The sequence below is a fragment of the Chromatium okenii genome (assembly GCF_016583745.1).
In the GTDB taxonomy this organism is placed as follows: Bacteria; Pseudomonadota; Gammaproteobacteria; order Chromatiales; family Chromatiaceae; genus Chromatium; species Chromatium okenii.
Map to the genome: position 1 here is coordinate 33823 of NZ_NRRQ01000017.1, position 18215 is coordinate 52037.

At 49.7% G+C, this 18215-nt stretch carries 20 protein-coding genes; all 20 read right to left on the bottom strand.

The features are described 5' to 3' along the window. Window positions 1-19: 19 nt before the first annotated feature. The gene (locus CKO12_RS08165) at window positions 20-472 is read right to left on the bottom strand and encodes a DUF2802 domain-containing protein (protein ID WP_200154245.1); all 453 of its coding nucleotides are present in this window, start codon (window positions 470-472) and stop codon (window positions 20-22) included. Window positions 473-508: 36 nt separating this feature from the next. Further along, window positions 509-991, bottom strand: coding sequence for a chemotaxis protein CheW (locus tag CKO12_RS08170; protein WP_200154246.1), 483 nt, complete (start codon window positions 989-991; stop codon window positions 509-511). A gap of 91 nt (window positions 992-1082) precedes the next feature. Then, entirely contained in the window at window positions 1083-1949 is an 867-nt protein-coding gene (gene motD, locus CKO12_RS08175; protein WP_200154247.1) for a flagellar motor protein MotD, read from the bottom strand. A gap of 6 nt (window positions 1950-1955) precedes the next feature. Next, the gene (locus CKO12_RS08180; protein ID WP_200154248.1) at window positions 1956-2702 is read right to left on the bottom strand and encodes a flagellar motor protein; all 747 of its coding nucleotides are present in this window, start codon (window positions 2700-2702) and stop codon (window positions 1956-1958) included. A 1-nt stretch (window position 2703) separates the two neighbouring features. Continuing rightward, window positions 2704-3786, bottom strand: a complete 1083-nt coding sequence (locus CKO12_RS08185) for a protein-glutamate methylesterase/protein-glutamine glutaminase (RefSeq protein WP_200154249.1) — start codon at window positions 3784-3786, stop codon at window positions 2704-2706. 3 nt (window positions 3787-3789) lie between these two features. After that, the gene (locus CKO12_RS08190) at window positions 3790-5856 is read right to left on the bottom strand and encodes a chemotaxis protein CheA (RefSeq protein WP_200154250.1); all 2067 of its coding nucleotides are present in this window, start codon (window positions 5854-5856) and stop codon (window positions 3790-3792) included. A 24-nt stretch (window positions 5857-5880) separates the two neighbouring features. Next, window positions 5881-6648, bottom strand: a complete 768-nt coding sequence (locus CKO12_RS08195; RefSeq protein WP_200154251.1) for a protein phosphatase CheZ — start codon at window positions 6646-6648, stop codon at window positions 5881-5883. A 146-nt stretch (window positions 6649-6794) separates the two neighbouring features. Further along, window positions 6795-7169: a chemotaxis response regulator CheY gene (gene cheY / locus CKO12_RS08200; protein ID WP_200154252.1), complete on the bottom strand. Its 375-nt coding sequence runs from the start codon at window positions 7167-7169 to the stop codon at window positions 6795-6797. Window positions 7170-7204: 35 nt separating this feature from the next. After that, the gene (locus CKO12_RS08205) at window positions 7205-7960 is read right to left on the bottom strand and encodes an RNA polymerase sigma factor FliA (protein ID WP_200154253.1); all 756 of its coding nucleotides are present in this window, start codon (window positions 7958-7960) and stop codon (window positions 7205-7207) included. 421 nt (window positions 7961-8381) lie between these two features. After that, window positions 8382-9218, bottom strand: coding sequence for a MinD/ParA family protein (locus tag CKO12_RS08210; protein WP_200154254.1), 837 nt, complete (start codon window positions 9216-9218; stop codon window positions 8382-8384). A gap of 4 nt (window positions 9219-9222) precedes the next feature. Then, complete coding sequence (gene flhF / locus CKO12_RS08215) at window positions 9223-10476, bottom strand: flagellar biosynthesis GTPase FlhF (RefSeq protein WP_200154255.1); 1254 nt, start codon at window positions 10474-10476, stop codon at window positions 9223-9225. Between the two features lie 40 nt (window positions 10477-10516). Continuing rightward, on the bottom strand, window positions 10517-12613 hold the full coding sequence (gene flhA, locus CKO12_RS08220; protein WP_200154256.1) for a flagellar biosynthesis protein FlhA: 2097 nt from the start codon (window positions 12611-12613) through the stop codon (window positions 10517-10519). Between the two features lie 6 nt (window positions 12614-12619). Beyond that, window positions 12620-13768 (bottom strand): flagellar biosynthesis protein FlhB, encoded by a 1149-nt coding sequence (gene flhB, locus CKO12_RS08225; protein ID WP_200154257.1) that lies wholly within the window; start codon window positions 13766-13768, stop codon window positions 12620-12622. 1 nt (window position 13769) lies between these two features. Continuing rightward, window positions 13770-14552 carry a flagellar biosynthetic protein FliR gene (gene fliR, locus CKO12_RS08230; protein ID WP_200154258.1) on the bottom strand — a complete coding sequence of 261 codons (783 nt, stop codon included), beginning with the start codon at window positions 14550-14552 and terminating at the stop codon, window positions 13770-13772. Between the two features lie 15 nt (window positions 14553-14567). Then, window positions 14568-14837, bottom strand: coding sequence for a flagellar biosynthesis protein FliQ (fliQ, locus tag CKO12_RS08235; RefSeq protein ID WP_200154259.1), 270 nt, complete (start codon window positions 14835-14837; stop codon window positions 14568-14570). Window positions 14838-14850: 13 nt separating this feature from the next. Continuing rightward, entirely contained in the window at window positions 14851-15597 is a 747-nt protein-coding gene (fliP, locus tag CKO12_RS08240; RefSeq protein WP_200154260.1) for a flagellar type III secretion system pore protein FliP, read from the bottom strand. Then, window positions 15594-16031: a flagellar biosynthetic protein FliO gene (fliO, locus tag CKO12_RS08245; protein ID WP_200154261.1), complete on the bottom strand. Its 438-nt coding sequence runs from the start codon at window positions 16029-16031 to the stop codon at window positions 15594-15596. Before fliO ends, fliP begins: the two co-directional genes overlap by 4 nt. A gap of 5 nt (window positions 16032-16036) precedes the next feature. Beyond that, window positions 16037-16582: a flagellar motor switch protein FliN gene (gene fliN, locus CKO12_RS08250; RefSeq protein WP_200154262.1), complete on the bottom strand. Its 546-nt coding sequence runs from the start codon at window positions 16580-16582 to the stop codon at window positions 16037-16039. Between the two features lie 13 nt (window positions 16583-16595). Beyond that, complete coding sequence (fliM, locus tag CKO12_RS08255) at window positions 16596-17579, bottom strand: flagellar motor switch protein FliM (protein WP_200154263.1); 984 nt, start codon at window positions 17577-17579, stop codon at window positions 16596-16598. Between the two features lie 14 nt (window positions 17580-17593). Beyond that, window positions 17594-18160: a flagellar basal body-associated FliL family protein gene (locus CKO12_RS08260; RefSeq protein ID WP_200154264.1), complete on the bottom strand. Its 567-nt coding sequence runs from the start codon at window positions 18158-18160 to the stop codon at window positions 17594-17596. Between the last annotated feature and the right edge of the window lie 55 nt (window positions 18161-18215).

Here is an 18215-nt window from a genome sequence, read left to right on the forward strand (position 1 = left end):
TCAATTTTAGTATTTGCAATCATTGATATGGCTCAAAACGCGACATGCTGGGGTCAGTGGTGCCTTGACCATGCAAACTGAATAACAAATCGACCTCCGATTCAGTCAGTCCGCACAATTTGCGCACTTCCTCACGACGGCGTCCTTCATAAATCAATTGAATTGCTTGCGGATATAAGCCTGCGTCTACCTCGCGCAAACGCATTTCGCTATGTTCATCAGTGAGCCGTTCGAGGGTGCGTTTTACCGTACTTTGCATTCGCCCATGTGTAATCACATCTTCAGCAATCACCTTCATCGCGCCATTCAGTGCCAACAGTGAAGTGTTGTAACGATGAAAGTCGTTTTTAAGTTCTCGAAGTTGTGTACGCAAGGCAGCGGTAGCGATTAAAGCGCGGATCGCAATGATTAAAGTCAGGATGGTGAGTAGCAGTACGCCCCATCCGTACAGTGGAATTTCATAGAATGACATGCACGACCAATAATTGAAACGTTGTAATGGTGAGAACTAATGTTCGCGGATTGCTGCCCATTCGTCGTCAGACAGCAATTTATTCAGATCAATCAAAATAGTGAGCTTTTCTTCTTTACTGCTCACGCCAAGAATAAACCGACTGGTCTGATCGTTGCCAACCGCTGGAGCCGGATCAACTTCATCGGGCGGAATGCTCACCACTTCGGCGACTGAATCAACCAAAATACCAACATTTTGGTTATCGACATCAATAATCACAATGCGCGAAGCATCATCTGGTGCCCGCTCTGGTAATTGCATCCGACGCCGCGCATCAATCACCGTTACCACATCACCGCGCAAATTAATAATGCCTAGAATGTAATCTGGCACTCCAGGAACCGGCGCGATTTCTGTAATTTTTAATACTTCTTGCACCTGCAAAACATCAATTGCATAAGTTTCATCTTCTAAACTAAAGGTAACGTAAGATGAGGAGTTACTTTTAGGATTAGTTTTATGCTCTATCTCGGACATTGCGGTCGCATCCTCACAAAAAACGATTATACAAACGAATTAAAACCAGTGGTTATTGCGCCCTGCCAGAATAGCTCATATCACATCACTCTCAACGAATTTGACCGACACCACCTGTTTCATAATCAGCACGTACTTTCTCCGGTGCTGATCCAGAAGTTGATGACAATCCCGGCAAAGCAATGATCGCTACGCGGCGATTTTGTGCGCGTCCGCGCTCGGTATCATTTCCGGTAATGGGTTGAAATTCAGCATAGCCGATGGCAACCATGCGTTTTGGGTCTACGCCGTTTTGCGCAAAAAGATTCACCACCGTTGCTGCCCGCCCTGATGATAATTCCCAATTTGAGGGATAGACTGGATTTTTAATCGGTAAATTATCCGTGTGACCTTCAACATGAATGCGCGATTCACGTTTCACGAGAATAGCAGCCACACTTTCTAATGCTGGACGCGCAGCGGTTTCTAATGTCGCCGAACCGCTGGAAAACAAGAGGTTAGAATTGATGTTAATCTCAAGCCAATAGGCTTTGCGCGTCACTTGAATCGTACCATCTTGAATTAGTCCACCAAGCGACGATTCAATTTCATTTGACATTTCAGTCACTTCTTTAAGAATACGGGCGCGTTCAGCAGCATCAGCAGCATCTAATGAATCCTCAAAGGCAACTTCAGTGGGTGAGGTGGCATCTTCAATAGGGACTAATAGCCGTTTCACTTCATCAGGCGATAAATTTGACGCCAAACTTGGATCACCAACTTGCACTGGATCAAGCGGAACATTAGAACCAAAGGCTTGCACGAGCGAATTAGATAGCACCCGATATTTACCAGCATCGACGACCGAAACTGCATACATCACTACAAAAAATGCTAATAATAGCGTCACCAAATCGCCATAGGGAATTGCCCATGCTTCATGGTTGCCATGTTCTTCGCATTTATGCCGCCGTGCCATGAGGTGTTATTGCCCCTGTAAAAAACCGTTTAGTTTATTTTCAATGTGACGCGGATTTTCTCCTTCCGCAATTGAAACCAAACCTTCCAATAACATCGTTTCGTAATTGATACGGGCTTGAATAACACTTTTGAGTTTATTGGATACGGGTAAAAACAACAAATTGGCTAAAGCAACACCATAAATCGTTGCCACAAACGCCGCCGCAATGCCATGACCCAGTTTGCTAGGATCGGCGAGGTTTTGCATCACTGCCATTAACCCCATTACCGCGCCAATAATACCGAGCGTTGGTGAATAAACGCCCATACTTTCAAATACTTTTGCGCCTTGCAAATCAAAGGCTTCACGATTATCTAAATCGGATTCAAGAATTTGCCGCAAGATCATTGGCTCGGTGCCATCAACTAATAATTGCAGCCCTTTGCGGATATAAGGGTCTTGTTCGGTATCAGAAAAATTCTCTAAACCCAATAACCCTTCTTTGCGCGATACCTGCGACCATTCAATAATTCGCGCTACCGTCGCACGCGCATCAAATTTAGGTGGCTTAAACACCCATAACACAATGCGGAAAGCGTGCAAAAATGCGGCTTGCCGACTTTGTACAAGTGTTGCTGCTAAGGTACCAATAATGACAATAATAAAGGCGGCGACATTCCATAACGCACCTAAACTACTACCTTTTGCTACTGCGCCACCGAGAATGGCAAAGAGTCCAAAGATAATCCCGATTAGGCTTAAAATATCCATATCAGCAGAAACTCTTAATCAACGTTGGCCCCACATCTTTTAATGCCAAAATGTGATCCGCTAATCCTGCTTCAATAACCGCCGCTGGCATTCCAAAGACGACTGAACTGGCCGCATCTTGCGCCCACACCTGCGCCCCAAGTTCGCGCAAAGCGCGGGTTCCTTCGCGCCCATCCGCGCCCATGCCCGTGAGCACGACGGCCAGCACCTGTCCCTTAAACGCCGTCACCGCCGAGCGAAACGTAATATCAACGCTGGGTTTATAAATCGTCCCCGGCGGGCTGTCTTGAATGCGGATGCGCGTCTGCGCACCACCTTCTAACACCATTTGTTGGCCACCCGGCGCGAGCAGGGCGCAGCCTGGGTGGAGCACGTCACCGGTCGCCGCTTCGCGCACTTCAATGTTGCAGAGATTATTGAGGCGTTGCGCAAAGGCTGGAGTAAAACTCGCGGGCATGTGTTGCACCAAAATAATCGGCAACGGGAAATTTTTTGGTAATTCTTTCAACACGTTCTGCAATGCCACCGGCCCCCCAGTGGAGGTGCCGATCAACACCGCACGCAGCGAATGTAACGGCGTAGCACTCGCCACCGTGCGCGGCGCGGGCGGTGGCGTGTCTTCCGCTCCGCCGACACGGTCGCGCAACAGCGGCGTCGCCAAGCGCGTCACCGGTTGATGCCGCGTTCGCGCCAGCGCCAACGCCCGCACCCGCCGCCGCAGCATGACCTTGGCGGCATCTTCATCCTTCGCAATTTCACTAAATCGCTTCGGCATGAAATCCATCGCGCCAGCATCGAGCGCATCCAACGTCGCCTGTGCGCCCTCGGTGGTCAGCGTCGAAAACATCAACACCGGACGCGGTGACTCCGCCATGATCCGGCGCACGGCAGTAATTCCGTCCATCACCGGCATCTCAATATCCATCGTCACCACATCGGGTTCCAACCGCTTGACGACCTCCAGCCCTTCCAAGCCGTTGACCGCCGTCCCCACCACTTCAATGCCAACATCCGCGTTGAGAATTTCCACGATACGACGGCGGAAAAACCCAGAATCATCGACCACTACCACGCGCACAGCCATGATCTAAACTCCCACTGCCGCAACTGACCGGCTGGCGCGAGAACCGCGTCCACCGTAGCCCGGTCGCCCCATCAAGCGCAGAAGTTCAGGAATATCAATAATTAAAGCGATACCGCCATCACCAGTGATCGTCGCCCCTGCCAACCCGGGTACCCCCTGCAATCCGCGTCCCAATGGTTTAATCACCACCTCCTCCTGTCCGACTAACCCGTCCACCACCAACCCCACTTTGCGCTGCGCCACATGCACCACCACCACATGCGCCTCAGCTTGCGGTTCAACCAACCGCCCCGGATGTAACCAACGCCCAACGTAATACAGCGGCAGCGCATGACCGCGCACCATGATCGCCTCTTGATCGTCCACAAAATGACTGCGCGTCAAATCCAAATCGAGGATTTCCGACACCGACGCCAGCGGAATCGCAAACTGCCGCCCGTCTAAAATCACCATCAACGCCGGCAAAATCGCCAACGTCAACGGCAACTTCACCTGCAATTTGGTACCGCGCCCGACCACCGAATCAATTTCAACCGTGCCATTGAGCTGCGCGATGCGGGTTTTCACCACATCCATGCCCACGCCGCGCCCGGACACGTCCGAAATCTCCTCTTTAGTTGAGAATCCCGCCAAAAAAATCAAATTAAACGCATCACGATCCGACAACCGCTCCGCCATCGCCGGTTCCAACAAACCCTTCTCGACCGCCTTACGCCGCAGCACCGCCGGGTCCATGCCGCGTCCATCATCTTGAATAATCAGCGAAATATGATCGCCTTCTTGCGCAGCACCGAGGACAACAGTTCCTTTGCGAGGTTTACCACTCGCCTCCCGCACCGCCGGCAACTCCACCCCGTGATCGACCGCATTACGGATCAAATGCACCAACGGATCAGCGAGAGCTTCCACCAAATTCTTATCTAAATCAGTCTCTTCGCCAAAAATTTCCAGATCAATTTCCTTGCCGAGACTACGCGCCAAATCACGCACCACACGCGGAAACCGACTAAACACCTTTTTAATGGGCTGCATTCGGGTTTTCATCACCGCCGTTTGCAGATCAGCCGTCACCAGCGCCAACGCCCCAATCGCCTTGCCCAGCTCGTCATCCATCGTGCGGGTTCGCAACATGCTCATGCGATTGCGCACCAACACCAGCTCACCAACCAAATTCATAATCTCATCAAGGCGTTGCGTATCTACCCGTACCGACGTTTCCGCCCCACTTGCCGCCGCCGCATTGCGCGAACTCTTTCCCGACCCGCCTCCGGCAGATTCCTCTTTCTCGGCAGAACTCGCCATTGGTTCCACCACCGGCGCAGGTTTCGGCGGCGGCGCGGGCGCAGCAACGGCTGGAGTTGGCTCGGCGGCAACTGTTTTATTTCCCTGCAATTGATCGAGCAGGGCATCAAATTCTTCGGCAGTGATTAAATCGTTGGAGGTTGCTGCCGCAGCCTCAACGACAGGCGCAGACACCGCTGGCGCAGCAGCGGGTGGCGTTGTGCCCGACATGATGTCCAGCAGCGCCTCAAATTCGGCTTCGGTGATGTTGTCCCCGGCGTGAACGGTGGGTTCCGTTGTGGCGACAGGAGTGGGCGCGGGCGCGACGACCGCAGGTGGTGGTTTGGGCACGACTTTGGGCGCAACAACCGCTGGCGCAGATTTGGGTGGCGGCGCATCCCCCGGCACCGCTAACCGCGCCAGATCAGCGACCAATCCTTCGGGAGCGGGTTCTGGCTCATGCCCTGATTTCAGATCGCCAAACATCACGTTAAGCACATCAAGAACCCGTAACACGGTATCCATTAAAAATGGTTCAATTTTGCGCTGATTATTGCGCAACAAATTAAACACATCTTCAGCGTGATGACAGACAACCACCAACGCATTGAGATTTAGAAAACCAGCGCCGCCTTTAATGGTGTGAAAACTGCGGAATACCGCATTTAATAAATCACGATCCTCAGGATTTTGCTCAAGGTCAATCAATTGTTCATTCAGTGCTTCGAGCAATTCTCCGGCTTCAACCAGAAAATCCTGAAGAATTTCGTCTTGCGGATCGATTGCCATGCAAAATTACCTGATAACAGTGCGCTAGAAGCCAAGACTGGATAACAGTGCATCCACGTCGTCCTGCCCGCTGACAACATCTCCAGTAGCATCATGGGTATTCGGAACAATGGGACCATGACTGGTTGGTAGTTCTTCGTGTGGTGTTTTTCCCGTTGCTTTCGCCACGCCCTTACTCGAATCCATCCGCGCACTAGAAAGCCGAATTAATCCTACCAAATTTTCTTCAACTTCATGCACCAAACGAATAACGCGGCGAATAATTTGTCCAGTCAAATCCTGAAAATCTTGCGCCATCATTACTTCTGACATGAGCGTGCGCAGCCGCTCTGTTTCTTCACTACTCGCAATAAAAAATGTATCCATCTCGGTTGCCATATTGCGGAATTCAGAAACTGTCAATTCCCGCTGGCGAAAGCGTTGCCAAGTTCCCGTCAATCCATGCGCTCGCGCTTGCAGTGATTCCGCAATTGGCATTGCTTCATCCAACGCATTTAAGGTGCGATGCGTCGCTTGTTCCGTCATGGTGACTACATAATTTAAGCGTTCTTTGGCGTCAGGAATATCATCTTGCGTTAATTCCGCCAACCGAGAATCACCACGAAAACTATTGAGTGTTTCATGCAAATCACGGGTTAATTTGCCTAACTCCTCAAATAGTTCCCGCTCATACGGAACGCGCAACTGACGAATCACTGTTGCCGCATCATCGACCAGACCAGCTTCTAAATAGCCAACCAATTGCTGCGCCAAGTGCAATTGGAAGTTAAGGTTGTCTTCGTCACTGTCCATTGATGATCCTCAGGCGAACTCCGATATGACGAACGCGCAGAATTCACCACGATTGCGCATATTGCTTTGCTCGTTGTCTGTTCAAACGTCACCACCATTGCTGACGTTCAATTGGCGCAATCTTTGCCACCCATGCAACACTGCGTTCAGCCGTCAATGCGCTCAAAAATTTTATCAATCTTTTCTTTGAGCGTTTCTGCCGTGAAAGGCTTGACAATATAACCATTAACGCCAGCTTGCGCTGCTTCAACAATCTGATCGCGTTTTGCTTCGGCAGTGACCATCAATACTGGCAGGTTTTTTAATGCAGGATCAGCACGAACTGCGCGTAATAAATCAATGCCTTCCATGTTAGGCATATTCCAATCGGTGACTAAAAAGTCAAAGCCGCCGTTTTTCAGCATCGGCAAAGCAGTACTGCCATCATCTGCTTCCATCGTATTATTAAAACCCAATTCTCGCAGCAGATTTTTAATAATGCGTCTCATGGTGGAAAAGTCGTCCACGATGAGAATTTTCATACCTGTATCCACGCAAAACCTCCAATGGCAATCTGTTAAATAGAGACTGAATCAGCACCGTTGTGGTGCCATTCTATAAGACGCGCCTGTAAACGATGAAGTGTTTGACTGCGAATTTGACTGACCCGCGATTCGGTCACTCCCAGCACTGCGCCGATTTCTCGAAGATTGAGTTCTTCATCGTAATACAGCGCCAAAACCAACCGTTCTTTCTCCGAGAGGGTGCCTAGCGCGTGCGCAAGGGCATCCCGTAGCTGCTCCTGTTCAAACTGCGCCCCCGGACCGGGTTCACTTCCTGCCACCAATTGATCGGGATCGGCATCTTCGCCAAACAGGTCTTCCCAACCAAAAATCCGCGTGCTGGCGCAATCTTGCAACATCGCATGGTACTCCGCGATGCTGACTTCCAAAGCAGCGGCAATGTCGCTATCCCGCGCCGCTCGCCCAAATTCGGCTTCCACGCGCCGGATTGCCTCAGCGATCCGGCGACTGTTGCGATGCACGGAACGCGGCGTCCAGTCAGAGCGCCGCAGCTCGTCGATCATCGCCCCACGAATGCGAATGCTGGCATAAGTGGCAAAGGTCGCACCTTGTCCGCATTGAAACTGCCGCGACGCTTCAATCAAACCAATCATCCCCGACTGCACCAAATCTTCAACCTGCACTGATGCCGGTAATCGCGCCATCAAATGATGGGCAACCCGCCGCACCAGATCAAGATGCGCAGTCACCAACTGCTCAGATTGATCGGTCTGACCCGCATATCCCGGCAAAGCGCGATTCGGCATCATCGGAGCGCGTCACGGATGACGAGCGATCCGCCCGCGCACTGCGTCCCGACTGTTCGCGCCGCGCTGTGATGCGCAAACAAGCAGGGAACAGCGCGAGAGCCGGCGCATCAAAACAGTCGCACGCTGGTTTTTAGCAGGCATTTTCGTTGAGAAAATCGGTCTTTCCCAGCGGTCAACACTGATGAATCCCTCCGCAGGTGTCAGGGTTACAGCGCCAGTCTTTCCGAACCGCACTGCCCATTGTCCCGCCCGGTGCTGTTTAACGATTCGGTATCCCAAGGAGTGTTCTTGAACGTTACGCATATCGTTTACTCATCAATCCCCTTTGAAATAAGGGGCAGGGAGGGATTTCAGGTCGGCTGGTCAATCAATTCAAAGGTTTATGCCAACGACGGCGCGGGACTTGTATCAAAGCGGGCGCTCAACAGGAACCTTGCAACATCCGCTCAACAAAAAAACCGATGCCACCGACATCGCTATCCGCCACCGCCCAGCGATCCGCTTGACGCGCCAGCTCTACCAGCGCCCGTCCCGACAAACTGTTGGGATACAAACTGACCACCGGCTCCCGGCGCTGCACCGCCCGTCTCAAATCCTCATCCATCGGAATCATGCCAGAGGCTTCTAAAATCACCTCCGGCAGATACTGCATACACACCGACGACAACTTTTGCATTAACCGCCGTCCTGATTCTGGAGTGCGGAGCATGTTGCACACCACCCGAAAGCGCCGCAGCCCGTGATCTTGATGTAAGACCTTGATGAGCGCATAGGCATCGGTCAACGACGCCGGCTCATCACAAATCACCACCGACACGTTTTGCACCGCAACACAAAAACTGGTTACCGAATCCTGCAACCCGGCTGCCGTATCCACAATCAACACATCAAGCGGCTGATCGTAAGTGCTAAAAGCCCGAATCAAGCCCGTGTGCTCCGCCGGCGTGAGATTCGCCATGCCGCTGATGCCAGATGCCGAGGGCACGAGTAACAACCCATCTGGCCCTTCAGTCACAATTTCTTCCAAGGTGGATGCTGTGCCCGTCACGAGATCGTGCAGACTGCGGGTTGGACGCAGCCCCAGCAGCAAATCCGCGTTCGCCAGCCCTAAATCGGCATCAAACAGCATCACCCGCCGTCCCATGCGTGCCAGCGCCACCGCTAAATTCACCGCCACGTTAGTCTTGCCAACACCGCCTTTACCACTGGCAATGGCGATTGTTTTCAGCGGTCGGCTATTCCTCATGGGAATGTGCATCAACTTATTTCCTGAAAGGAACCACCGATTCTAAAACCATCGTCTCGCGGGGGTTGGATAACAGTGGTGCGGGTACTGACGCGCCCAGCGTTGCACGCTGTGGCAATGACTCTTGCATCCGCGGCGTTACCTGCTGCGGTTGCATGAGCATGATGTCTTCGTCATCAAAGACTGAACGCGCCGCCGTCGGCGCTGGCTCTTGCAATGCCCGCGACGTGAGATAGGTGGTGTCCGCTTGATGAAAGTCCCCATCAATTCGCTGTCCATCACTGTAGAACACCAAACCGAGAGGTTGCTCAAGAAGCACTGACAAGGTCTCTCCTAATTGTTCTGCTTCGTCCACCTTCGTTAATACCAATGCTGCTGGCTCACTGCCTTGAAACGACTGCAACACCTGCCGCAACACCGATGCCTGATGCGTTGCTGGAATCACCAACCAAGTTTCCAACGGAATCAGATGCCGCACCTTCGCAAACAAATTCCGCTCTGCCGCCTGCCGCGCTGCCTGTCCTTCGGTATCAATCAAAATCAAATTACCATCCCTAGCGCGTCCCGCGAGTGCCACCAAATCCCGCTCACTTTCCAATAACTGTACCGGAATTCCCGCCATCTGCCCGAAGGCTTGTAACTGTTTATGAGCGCCCACGCGCTGGCGGTCAAGCGTCACCAAACTCACGGAATCGCGCCCCAAACGGCGAATGTGCCGCAGCGCCAGCCGACAGATGGTCGTAGTCTTGCCAACGCCAGTTGGGCCAATCATTGCAAGCATACCACCGCGTTCTAATACCGATGGAGTTGCTGTTGCAATCGACGCCGACAAGCGCGTCCGCAGCCGCGCCCACGCCGTTTCAGGCGTCAAATCTTCCTGCACACTCCCCGCCAAACTCCGCGCCAGCTTCTCGTGAAATCCACAATGCCGCAGCCGCTCAACACAGCCAGCCGCCAACGGATGTTGCGCCATCCATTGATCTTGCTCATTCCACACCTGCTGGCGCATCAACAGCGTGCGTAGATCGCACAGCTCCCGGCGCATCGCCGCCAAATCAGGATCAACCCCAGTCGGCATCGGCGGTGGTGCCATCGGCACATCATCAAACGCCGTGAAACCAGAATCCAACGCTGGATCGTAAGCAGCGACCACTTCCAACAGTCCATCCACCCGACGACTCGATAAAATGACCGCATCTGCGCCCTGTTGCTCACGCACCTGCCGCAGTGCATCCCGCATGTCTCGCGCCCGATATCGCCGTACATTCATCTGCTTACTCCTGTTCGTTCATGTCGCGCCGGACGCGATTTCAGCCCCCTTTTCCCACTGTCGCTACTACGCGGATGCGACGGTTATCTGGGATTTCAGTGAAGGCCAAAACTGTGAGGTTACGCACTGCCCCGCGTAACCAACTGGCGATCCAAGCGCGAATTTCTGGAGCAACGACCAAAACTGCTGGCGCACCTTCCGCTTCCTGCTGCGCCGCTGCTTCCGTAACCGACCGTTGCACCCGTTCCGCCAGCCCCGGTTCGATCCCGATGCTTTCGCCCTGACTGCTTTGAAGGGATTTGTGCAAAATCTGCTCCAAACCCGGATCCAGCGCGATCAGCGGCAGCTCGTCATCAGCACCCACCAAGTCCTGCACGATTGAACGCGCCAGCGCGGTTCGCACCGCCGCCGTCAGCACGGCAGAATCCTGACTCTTGGGCGCTCGTTCCGCCAAAATCTCGACGATGGTGCGCAAATCGCGGATAGAGACCTGCTCTGCCAGCAAGTTTTGCAACACTTTCAACAACAAGCCCAACGGGACAGTTTTGGCAGCCAACAGACTTTCCACCAATTTTGGCGACTGCCGCGCCAGTTGATCGAGCAGATGCTGCACTTCCTCATAACCAATCAGGCGCTGGGCGTGATCACGAAAAATTTGCGACAGATGAGTCGCAATCACGGTCGCCGCATCGACGACGGTATAACCCGCACCCTGCGCCGCTTCCCGATCCAACGGATCAATCCACAGCGCATCAAGATGAAACGTCGGGTCCTTGGTAGGAGTGCCAGCGACGCTGCCAAACACCTTGCCGGGATTGATCGCCAATTCCCGATCTGGAAACACTTCCGCCTCGGCAACGATTACGCCAAGTAATGAAATTCGATATTGATTCGGCGTGAGATCAAGGTTATCGCGGATATGCACCGGCTGAATTAAAAACCCAAATTCTTGCGACAACTTGCGGCGAATTCCTTTAATGCGCCCCATCAATTGTCCATCTTGGCTGCGATCCACCAGCGGAATTAACCGATAACCCACTTCCAGCGCAATTAAATCAACCGGCGGCACGTCCTCCCACGATAAATCACGATCTTCCATTGGCGCAGGCAGCTCGCCACCGCTGGCTAATTGTTCCTCATCACCCACCACAACCAATTCTGACGCTTTACGGCTTTGCAAATAAGCACCGCCTGCCAACATTGACGCCAATCCGAGAAAAACCAGATTCGGCATCCCCGGAATTGCGCCGAGGATCGCAATCACTCCGGCGGCGATATACAGCACGCGAGGATTGGAAAACAACTGGCTGAATACCTGTTGCCCCATATCCTGCGCAGTATTAGCGCGGGTAACGACGATGGCGGCTGCCGACGACAGCAGCAACGCTGGCAATTGCGCGACCAACCCGTCGCCGATACTCAACAACAAATAATTATTTGCAGCATCGTTAAACGTCATCCCGTGCTGGGTGGTGCCGATGATGATGCCGCCGAGAATGTTGATAAATAAGATTAAAATGCCGGCCACCGCATCGCCGCGCACGAATTTACTGGCACCGTCCATCGAGCCATAAAAATCCGCTTCCTGCGCCACATCCGCCCGCCGCTGCCGCGCCACTTCCTGCGAAATCAGCCCCGCGTTGAGATCAGCATCAATCGCCATCTGCTTGCCGGGCATCGCGTCCAACGTGAAGCGGGCGCTCACTTCCGACACCCGTCCTGCGCCCTTGGTGACCACCACGAAATTGATGATGATCAGAATCGCAAACACCACGATGCCGATGGCGAAGTTGCCACCGAGAACGAATTGTCCAAATGCTTCAATCACTTGACCGGCAGCTTCGGTACCTTCGCCACCTTTCAGCAAAATAACGCGAGTAGAGGCAACATTTAAGGCGAGGCGCAGCAGCGTGGCTAACAACAAAATGGTGGGAAAAGACGCGAAATCGACCGGACGCGGGGTATAAACCGCCACCATCACCACGATAAGTGACAGCGCGATATTGAAAGTGAAAAGTAAATCCAGCGCCAACGGCGGCAGCGGCAAGACCAACATTGCCAGCAATGCCAACAACATCAGTGGTGCGCCCAAACCCAAGCGCCCCACGCCGCCAAGCCGTTCGCCCAGCGTCGCCATCAGTAATTAGCGCCGCACTTGGCGCGCAGTGCGTTGATCGAGATATTCATCCGGCACCGGTAAATCATCAGGCAATGTGAGTTCCTCAATATCATCTTGTTTTAATTGATAGACATAAGCGAGTAATCGCGCCACGGCGACAAATAACCCATTAGGAATCTCTTGTCCAATTTCAGTGGTGAAATAGATAGCGCGAGCGACTTTGGGCGCAGTAATTTGCGTGATATTGTGTTCTTCTGCCAATTCCCGAATAGCCAATGCAGTATCATCAACTCCCTTCGCTAATAATTGCGGCGCGATCATTTTTTCTGCTTGATAGACAATAGCCACTGCATAATGCGTTGGATTAGTAATGACCACATCTGCTTTGGGAACATCCGACATCATGCGCTGCTGCGCCATTTCCTGCTGCAATTGCCGAATGCGTCCCTTAACTTCCGGCTTGCCATCGCTTTCTTTATATTCATCTTTGATTTCTTGCAGCGTCATCCGCAACTGCTTGTTATGATTCCATAATTGAAATGGAACATCAATCAACGCCACAGCAATGAGTGCGGCGGATGCGACTAAAAAAAGGTGAATTGCCATATCACCAGTTTGCGTAATTGCGGTGACCAATGGCAGCTCACCTAAATGCATCAACGCATCCCACATTCCCGCAATAGAAAACCACGCAACCGTACCAACTAACACAAATTTACCGAGTGATTTCAGAAGTTCTGACAACCCCTGAACCGAAAATATCCGTTTAATGCCGGTGAACGGATTGAGTTTTGAAAACTTTGGCGCAAAGGCTTGACTTGAAAAATTGGCACCACCAATCAAAATGGGAGCAAAAATAGCAATAACCATCATTAAAATAAATAACGGCGTAATAATCAACAATGCTCGCGTCATCAATTCTTGTAAACGCGGGATAATTAAACCCACATCAAAAACGAGTTGGCGCTCTATAGTGAGCGCCTCAGTGAGCAATTGCATTATTTGGACGGTAAAATCGCCACCGAGGAAATTAAAGTATGCGCCGCCGATTAACAAAATTACCAGCGTATTAAATTCGCGTGAACGCGCTACCTGCCCCTTTTCGCGTGAATCGCGTAACCGTTTCGCGGTGGGTTCTTCAGTTTGTTCTTGACCATTTTCGTTTTCAGCCATCTTAACGGCTCATCATCTGCTGAATTAAATCAAAAGCGAGCAGCAATAGTTCGCCAATACGCGCTGGAAAATTAGGCAAAGTAAAAACGAGTACAAAAAAACCGGCAAGAATGGTCAACGGAAATCCAATCGCAAAGATATTCAGTTGCGGCGAAGCGCGAGTGACCACGCCCATCGCCAAATTCACTAATAATAATGAAGCCATAGCGGGCAAAGCGATTAACACTGCATGAGAAAACATGGTGTGTCCAAACGTCACGATTGCCCATAAATCATCACGCAATAATCCAGTGCTGGTTACTGGTATGGATTCAAAACTTTTTAACAAGAGTTGAATAAACACGAGATGACCATTTAACGCAAGAAAAATCAGCATGACTAAAATAGTGAGAAATTGCGAAATCATGGGCACCTGAACACCACCAACCGGGTCCATTGCCGAAGCAAAGCCTAAACCCATCGACAACGCAATATATTCTCCAGCTTGCGTCAACGCAGAAAACACCATTTGCAACACAAATCCCATACTGATTCCAATCAGGACTTGTCGGATAGCAACCACTACGCCTTCTAAACTCAGTGGATCAATTACCGGAGGTGTTTGTAGTTGTGGCACAACTACCAACGCTAATAACAATCCCAACCCAATTCTAACGCGGACATTAACAGTGCGTGCTCCAAATAAAGGCGCAACCAATAATGCAGCACTGATGCGCACAAATGTCCATAACCATGCCCCAACCCACAACGCTAAATCTTGAGTAGTGAGTGCTAAGGGTGACATAAAAAATAACGCAGACTAACCGATTAAACTAGGAATAGAATGATATAAACGAATGACATAATCTGTAATCAAAGACAACATCCAATGCCCAGAAAAAACCAATGACGCACCAATGCCCAATAGTTTTGGGATAAAACTTAAAGTCATTTCCTGAATTTGTGTTGCAGCTTGGATCATACTGATTACCAAACCAATAATTAACCCCGCCAATAGTGGTGGTGCAGATAATAAAATAATCATCTCGCCCGCCTCTTTACCAACATCAAGTACTATTTCTGGTGTCACTTGTATTTTCATCCTAACTGTAAAAACTTTGCGCCAAAGTGCCCATGATTAACGACCAGCCATCAACTAAAACAAACAACATAATTTTGAATGGTAGCGAAATAATCAGCGGCGACAGCATCATCATACCCATCGACATCAACACACTTGCCACCACCAAATCAATAATTAAAAAAGGAATCAAAATTAAAAACCCAATTTGAAAAGCAGTTTTTAGTTCGCTGATGATAAATGCCGGAACCAAGAGATTGAGCGGGATTGCGTCTGGTGATGCAAAACCATCAAGACCTTTAATTTCGGCAAATAATGCAATATCGGTCTCGCGGGTTTGCTCCAACATGAACGCACGCAATGGTTTCACTGCCGCAACAATCGCTTCTTCAGTACCGAGTTTTTCATCTAAATAAGGTAACACAGCAGTATTATAAATATCTTCAAAAACGGGAGCCATAACAAACAACGTTAAAAAAAACGCTAATCCTAAAAGAACTTGATTAGACGGTGTTTGCGAGGTTCCTAATCCCTGACGTAAAATTGCCAAAACGACAATAATACGGGTAAACGAAGTCAACATAACCAGTGCTGACGGCAACAATGTCAACACCGTCATAAATAACAAAATTTGTAGTGTTAATGAATACACTTGACCGCCATTCGGAGCGGCGGTCACTGTCACGGCATTCATACCACCAATTTGGGCAAATACCAGTTCTGGCAATAATAAAAAAAACGCCAGCACCAGCCAGCGTTGCTGAGTCATGGTTTTGATCCTACTGAACGGAATTGTTTGAGTAATTGTTCAAACTGTCCAGAGGATTGCTCGGATATTGGTATAATAAGAGGCGTGCGCAAAGTATGAAGATGTGATAATCCTGCTGGCGTTAAGCCAATTAAAATCTGCTCTTCACCTACTTGAACTAACAACAATTGTTCGCGACTACTAATAGCACGCACAGCGAGAATTTCAATGACTGACGACCCTGCTGTTGTTAAACCGGGAATGCGCCGCAGGAACCAAGCTAAAAGCAAAATCATCAAAATAATGATCACCAAACCACCAATTAGTTGGGTAAGATAACTAGCGGTTGGTGAAATTGGTGTATGAATTGAATCAGTAACGGCAGCGGCTGAGTGACTTATCAATAGCCAACCGGTGATGATGTAATAATAACTTGCGGTGTGTAAGTGACACATTGACGCTACTGCCGTAACTTGCGAACACGTTCACTAGGACTAATAACATCTGTTAAACGAATGCCGAATTTTTCATTAACAACCACCACTTCTCCATGCGCAATAAGAGTGCCATTAACTAAGACATCCAGCGGCGCACCTGCCAAGCGATCTAATTCAACTACTGATCCTTGATTGAGTTGTAATAAATTGCGAATTGTAATTCGTGACCGCCCGATTTCCATCGAAATCGTCACTGGCACATCTAACAACATATTGAGATTAAGATTTTCCAACGCAGTTGGCGATGAATTGGAAAAATCATCAGGATTCAATGGTTGCGCTCTTAGCGAATCCATTGTTTCTTCACCAAATCGCCGCAATTTTGGTTGTGGCTTATTGCCGTCTTTACCACCATTCAGTGCATCACCATCACGCTCGCGCCCCTGCGGTTTTTTTGCAGCCGGTGGATCGGGTATAGAAGGCTCAGTGGCTTCTTTTTGTTCTTCCAATGCCATTGCCCAATCATCAGCAACAGCATCACCTAAATCAGTATCGCTATCGGTACTCATTATGTATTACTCACTAATGCTTTGCTTGGATATATTCGGAAACTTTAATAGCATTATGACCATTAGAAACGCCAAACTTACCGCGTAATAATGGAATATCTTCAACGTACAAAACCACTGTTTCCGGCAAATTGATTGGAATAATGTCACCAGGGCGCATATCCAATAATTGCTCCACAGATAACTCAGTTTCCACTAAAGTTGAACTGACATTCACGATTGCTGTTGGAATTTCTTCTTGCAAGGCACGCAGCCAACGCTCATCCACTCCAGAGCGATCTGATTGCAATCCAGTATCCAATTGTTCACGAATTGGTTCGATCATTGAATACGGCAGAGTAACATGCAGGTTACCGCCGCCGCCGTCCAATTCAATATGAAAATCGTTAATCACCACAATTTCGGTGGGGCTGACGATATTTGCAAACTGCGGATTCACTTCTGAGTTAATGAACTCAAAAGTCAACTGCATAACCGGTTCCCAAGCCTTTTGCATATCTTCAAAAGCAGCATCAAGCAAATTTTTAATCACCCGCATTTCCATTGCGGTAAAATCGCGCCCTTCAATACGCGAATAATAACGACCATCGCCTCCAAAAAAGTTATCTACTAAACTGAAAACCAGTTTAGGATCAAGCACGAATAATCCTGTGCCGTGCAATGGAATTACCCGCACCATATTTAAACTGGTTGGCACATAAAGTCCGTGAATGTACTCTGAAAACTTTGTAATACGCGCACCAATGACAGAGACCTCTGATGAACGGCGCAACAAATTAAATAGGTGAATACGCAAATAACGCGCAAACCGTTCATTAATCATGTCGAGCGTGGGCATTCGCCCGCGAACAATTCGTTCTTGAGTGGCAAAGTCAAAAGGACGCGCATTTCCATCAGATGGAAACGGATTAGAACTGGTATCAATTTCCCCGTCATCTACGCCGTGTAATAGGGCGTCGATTTCATCTTGACTGAGAATATCAGTCTGTTGTGCCATGTTTTGCTCGTCCTTTACTGCATCAATAATTCTGTAAACAGAATATCTTGAATGTCAGCAGGTTCACGCGATTTTGTTAGAATGTCATTCAGCATTTTTTTCAAACTTTCACGCAGTGAATTTTTACCTTCTTGAGTATTTACAACAGCGTAGCTTTGTCCAGAAAGCTGCGTTAGTAAATCATTTTGGATGCGCGGTAAATGTTTTTCTAAAGCTGCTACTACTGCTGCTGTACGGGTGACGACGGTAATATTAATACGCAAAAAACGCACCGGACCGGACGCAGCAATATTCACTGTGAGCGGTTTGAATGCGTGATAAATTACCGGCACTTGTTCAATAGGATGATCGGTTTTAACAGCATGGGTGTCTTCAGTTGCATGTCCATCTGTTGTTTCTGAACCTTCAGCAGGTTCAGTGTGCGCAGCAGGTGCCATCACTAAAAAGTAATAAGCTGCTCCACCACCTGCAACGAGCACAAAAACAACACCAACGATTAATAAAATCAATTTGGTGTTTAAGCCTTTTTTAGGTTCAGTGTCTTTTTTTTCAGTCTGCGCCGGAGTAGGTTTTTTAGCCATAGTTTAGTTCCAAAAATGGTTAGTGATAAAAGCGTGTATACAAAAAACGGCATAA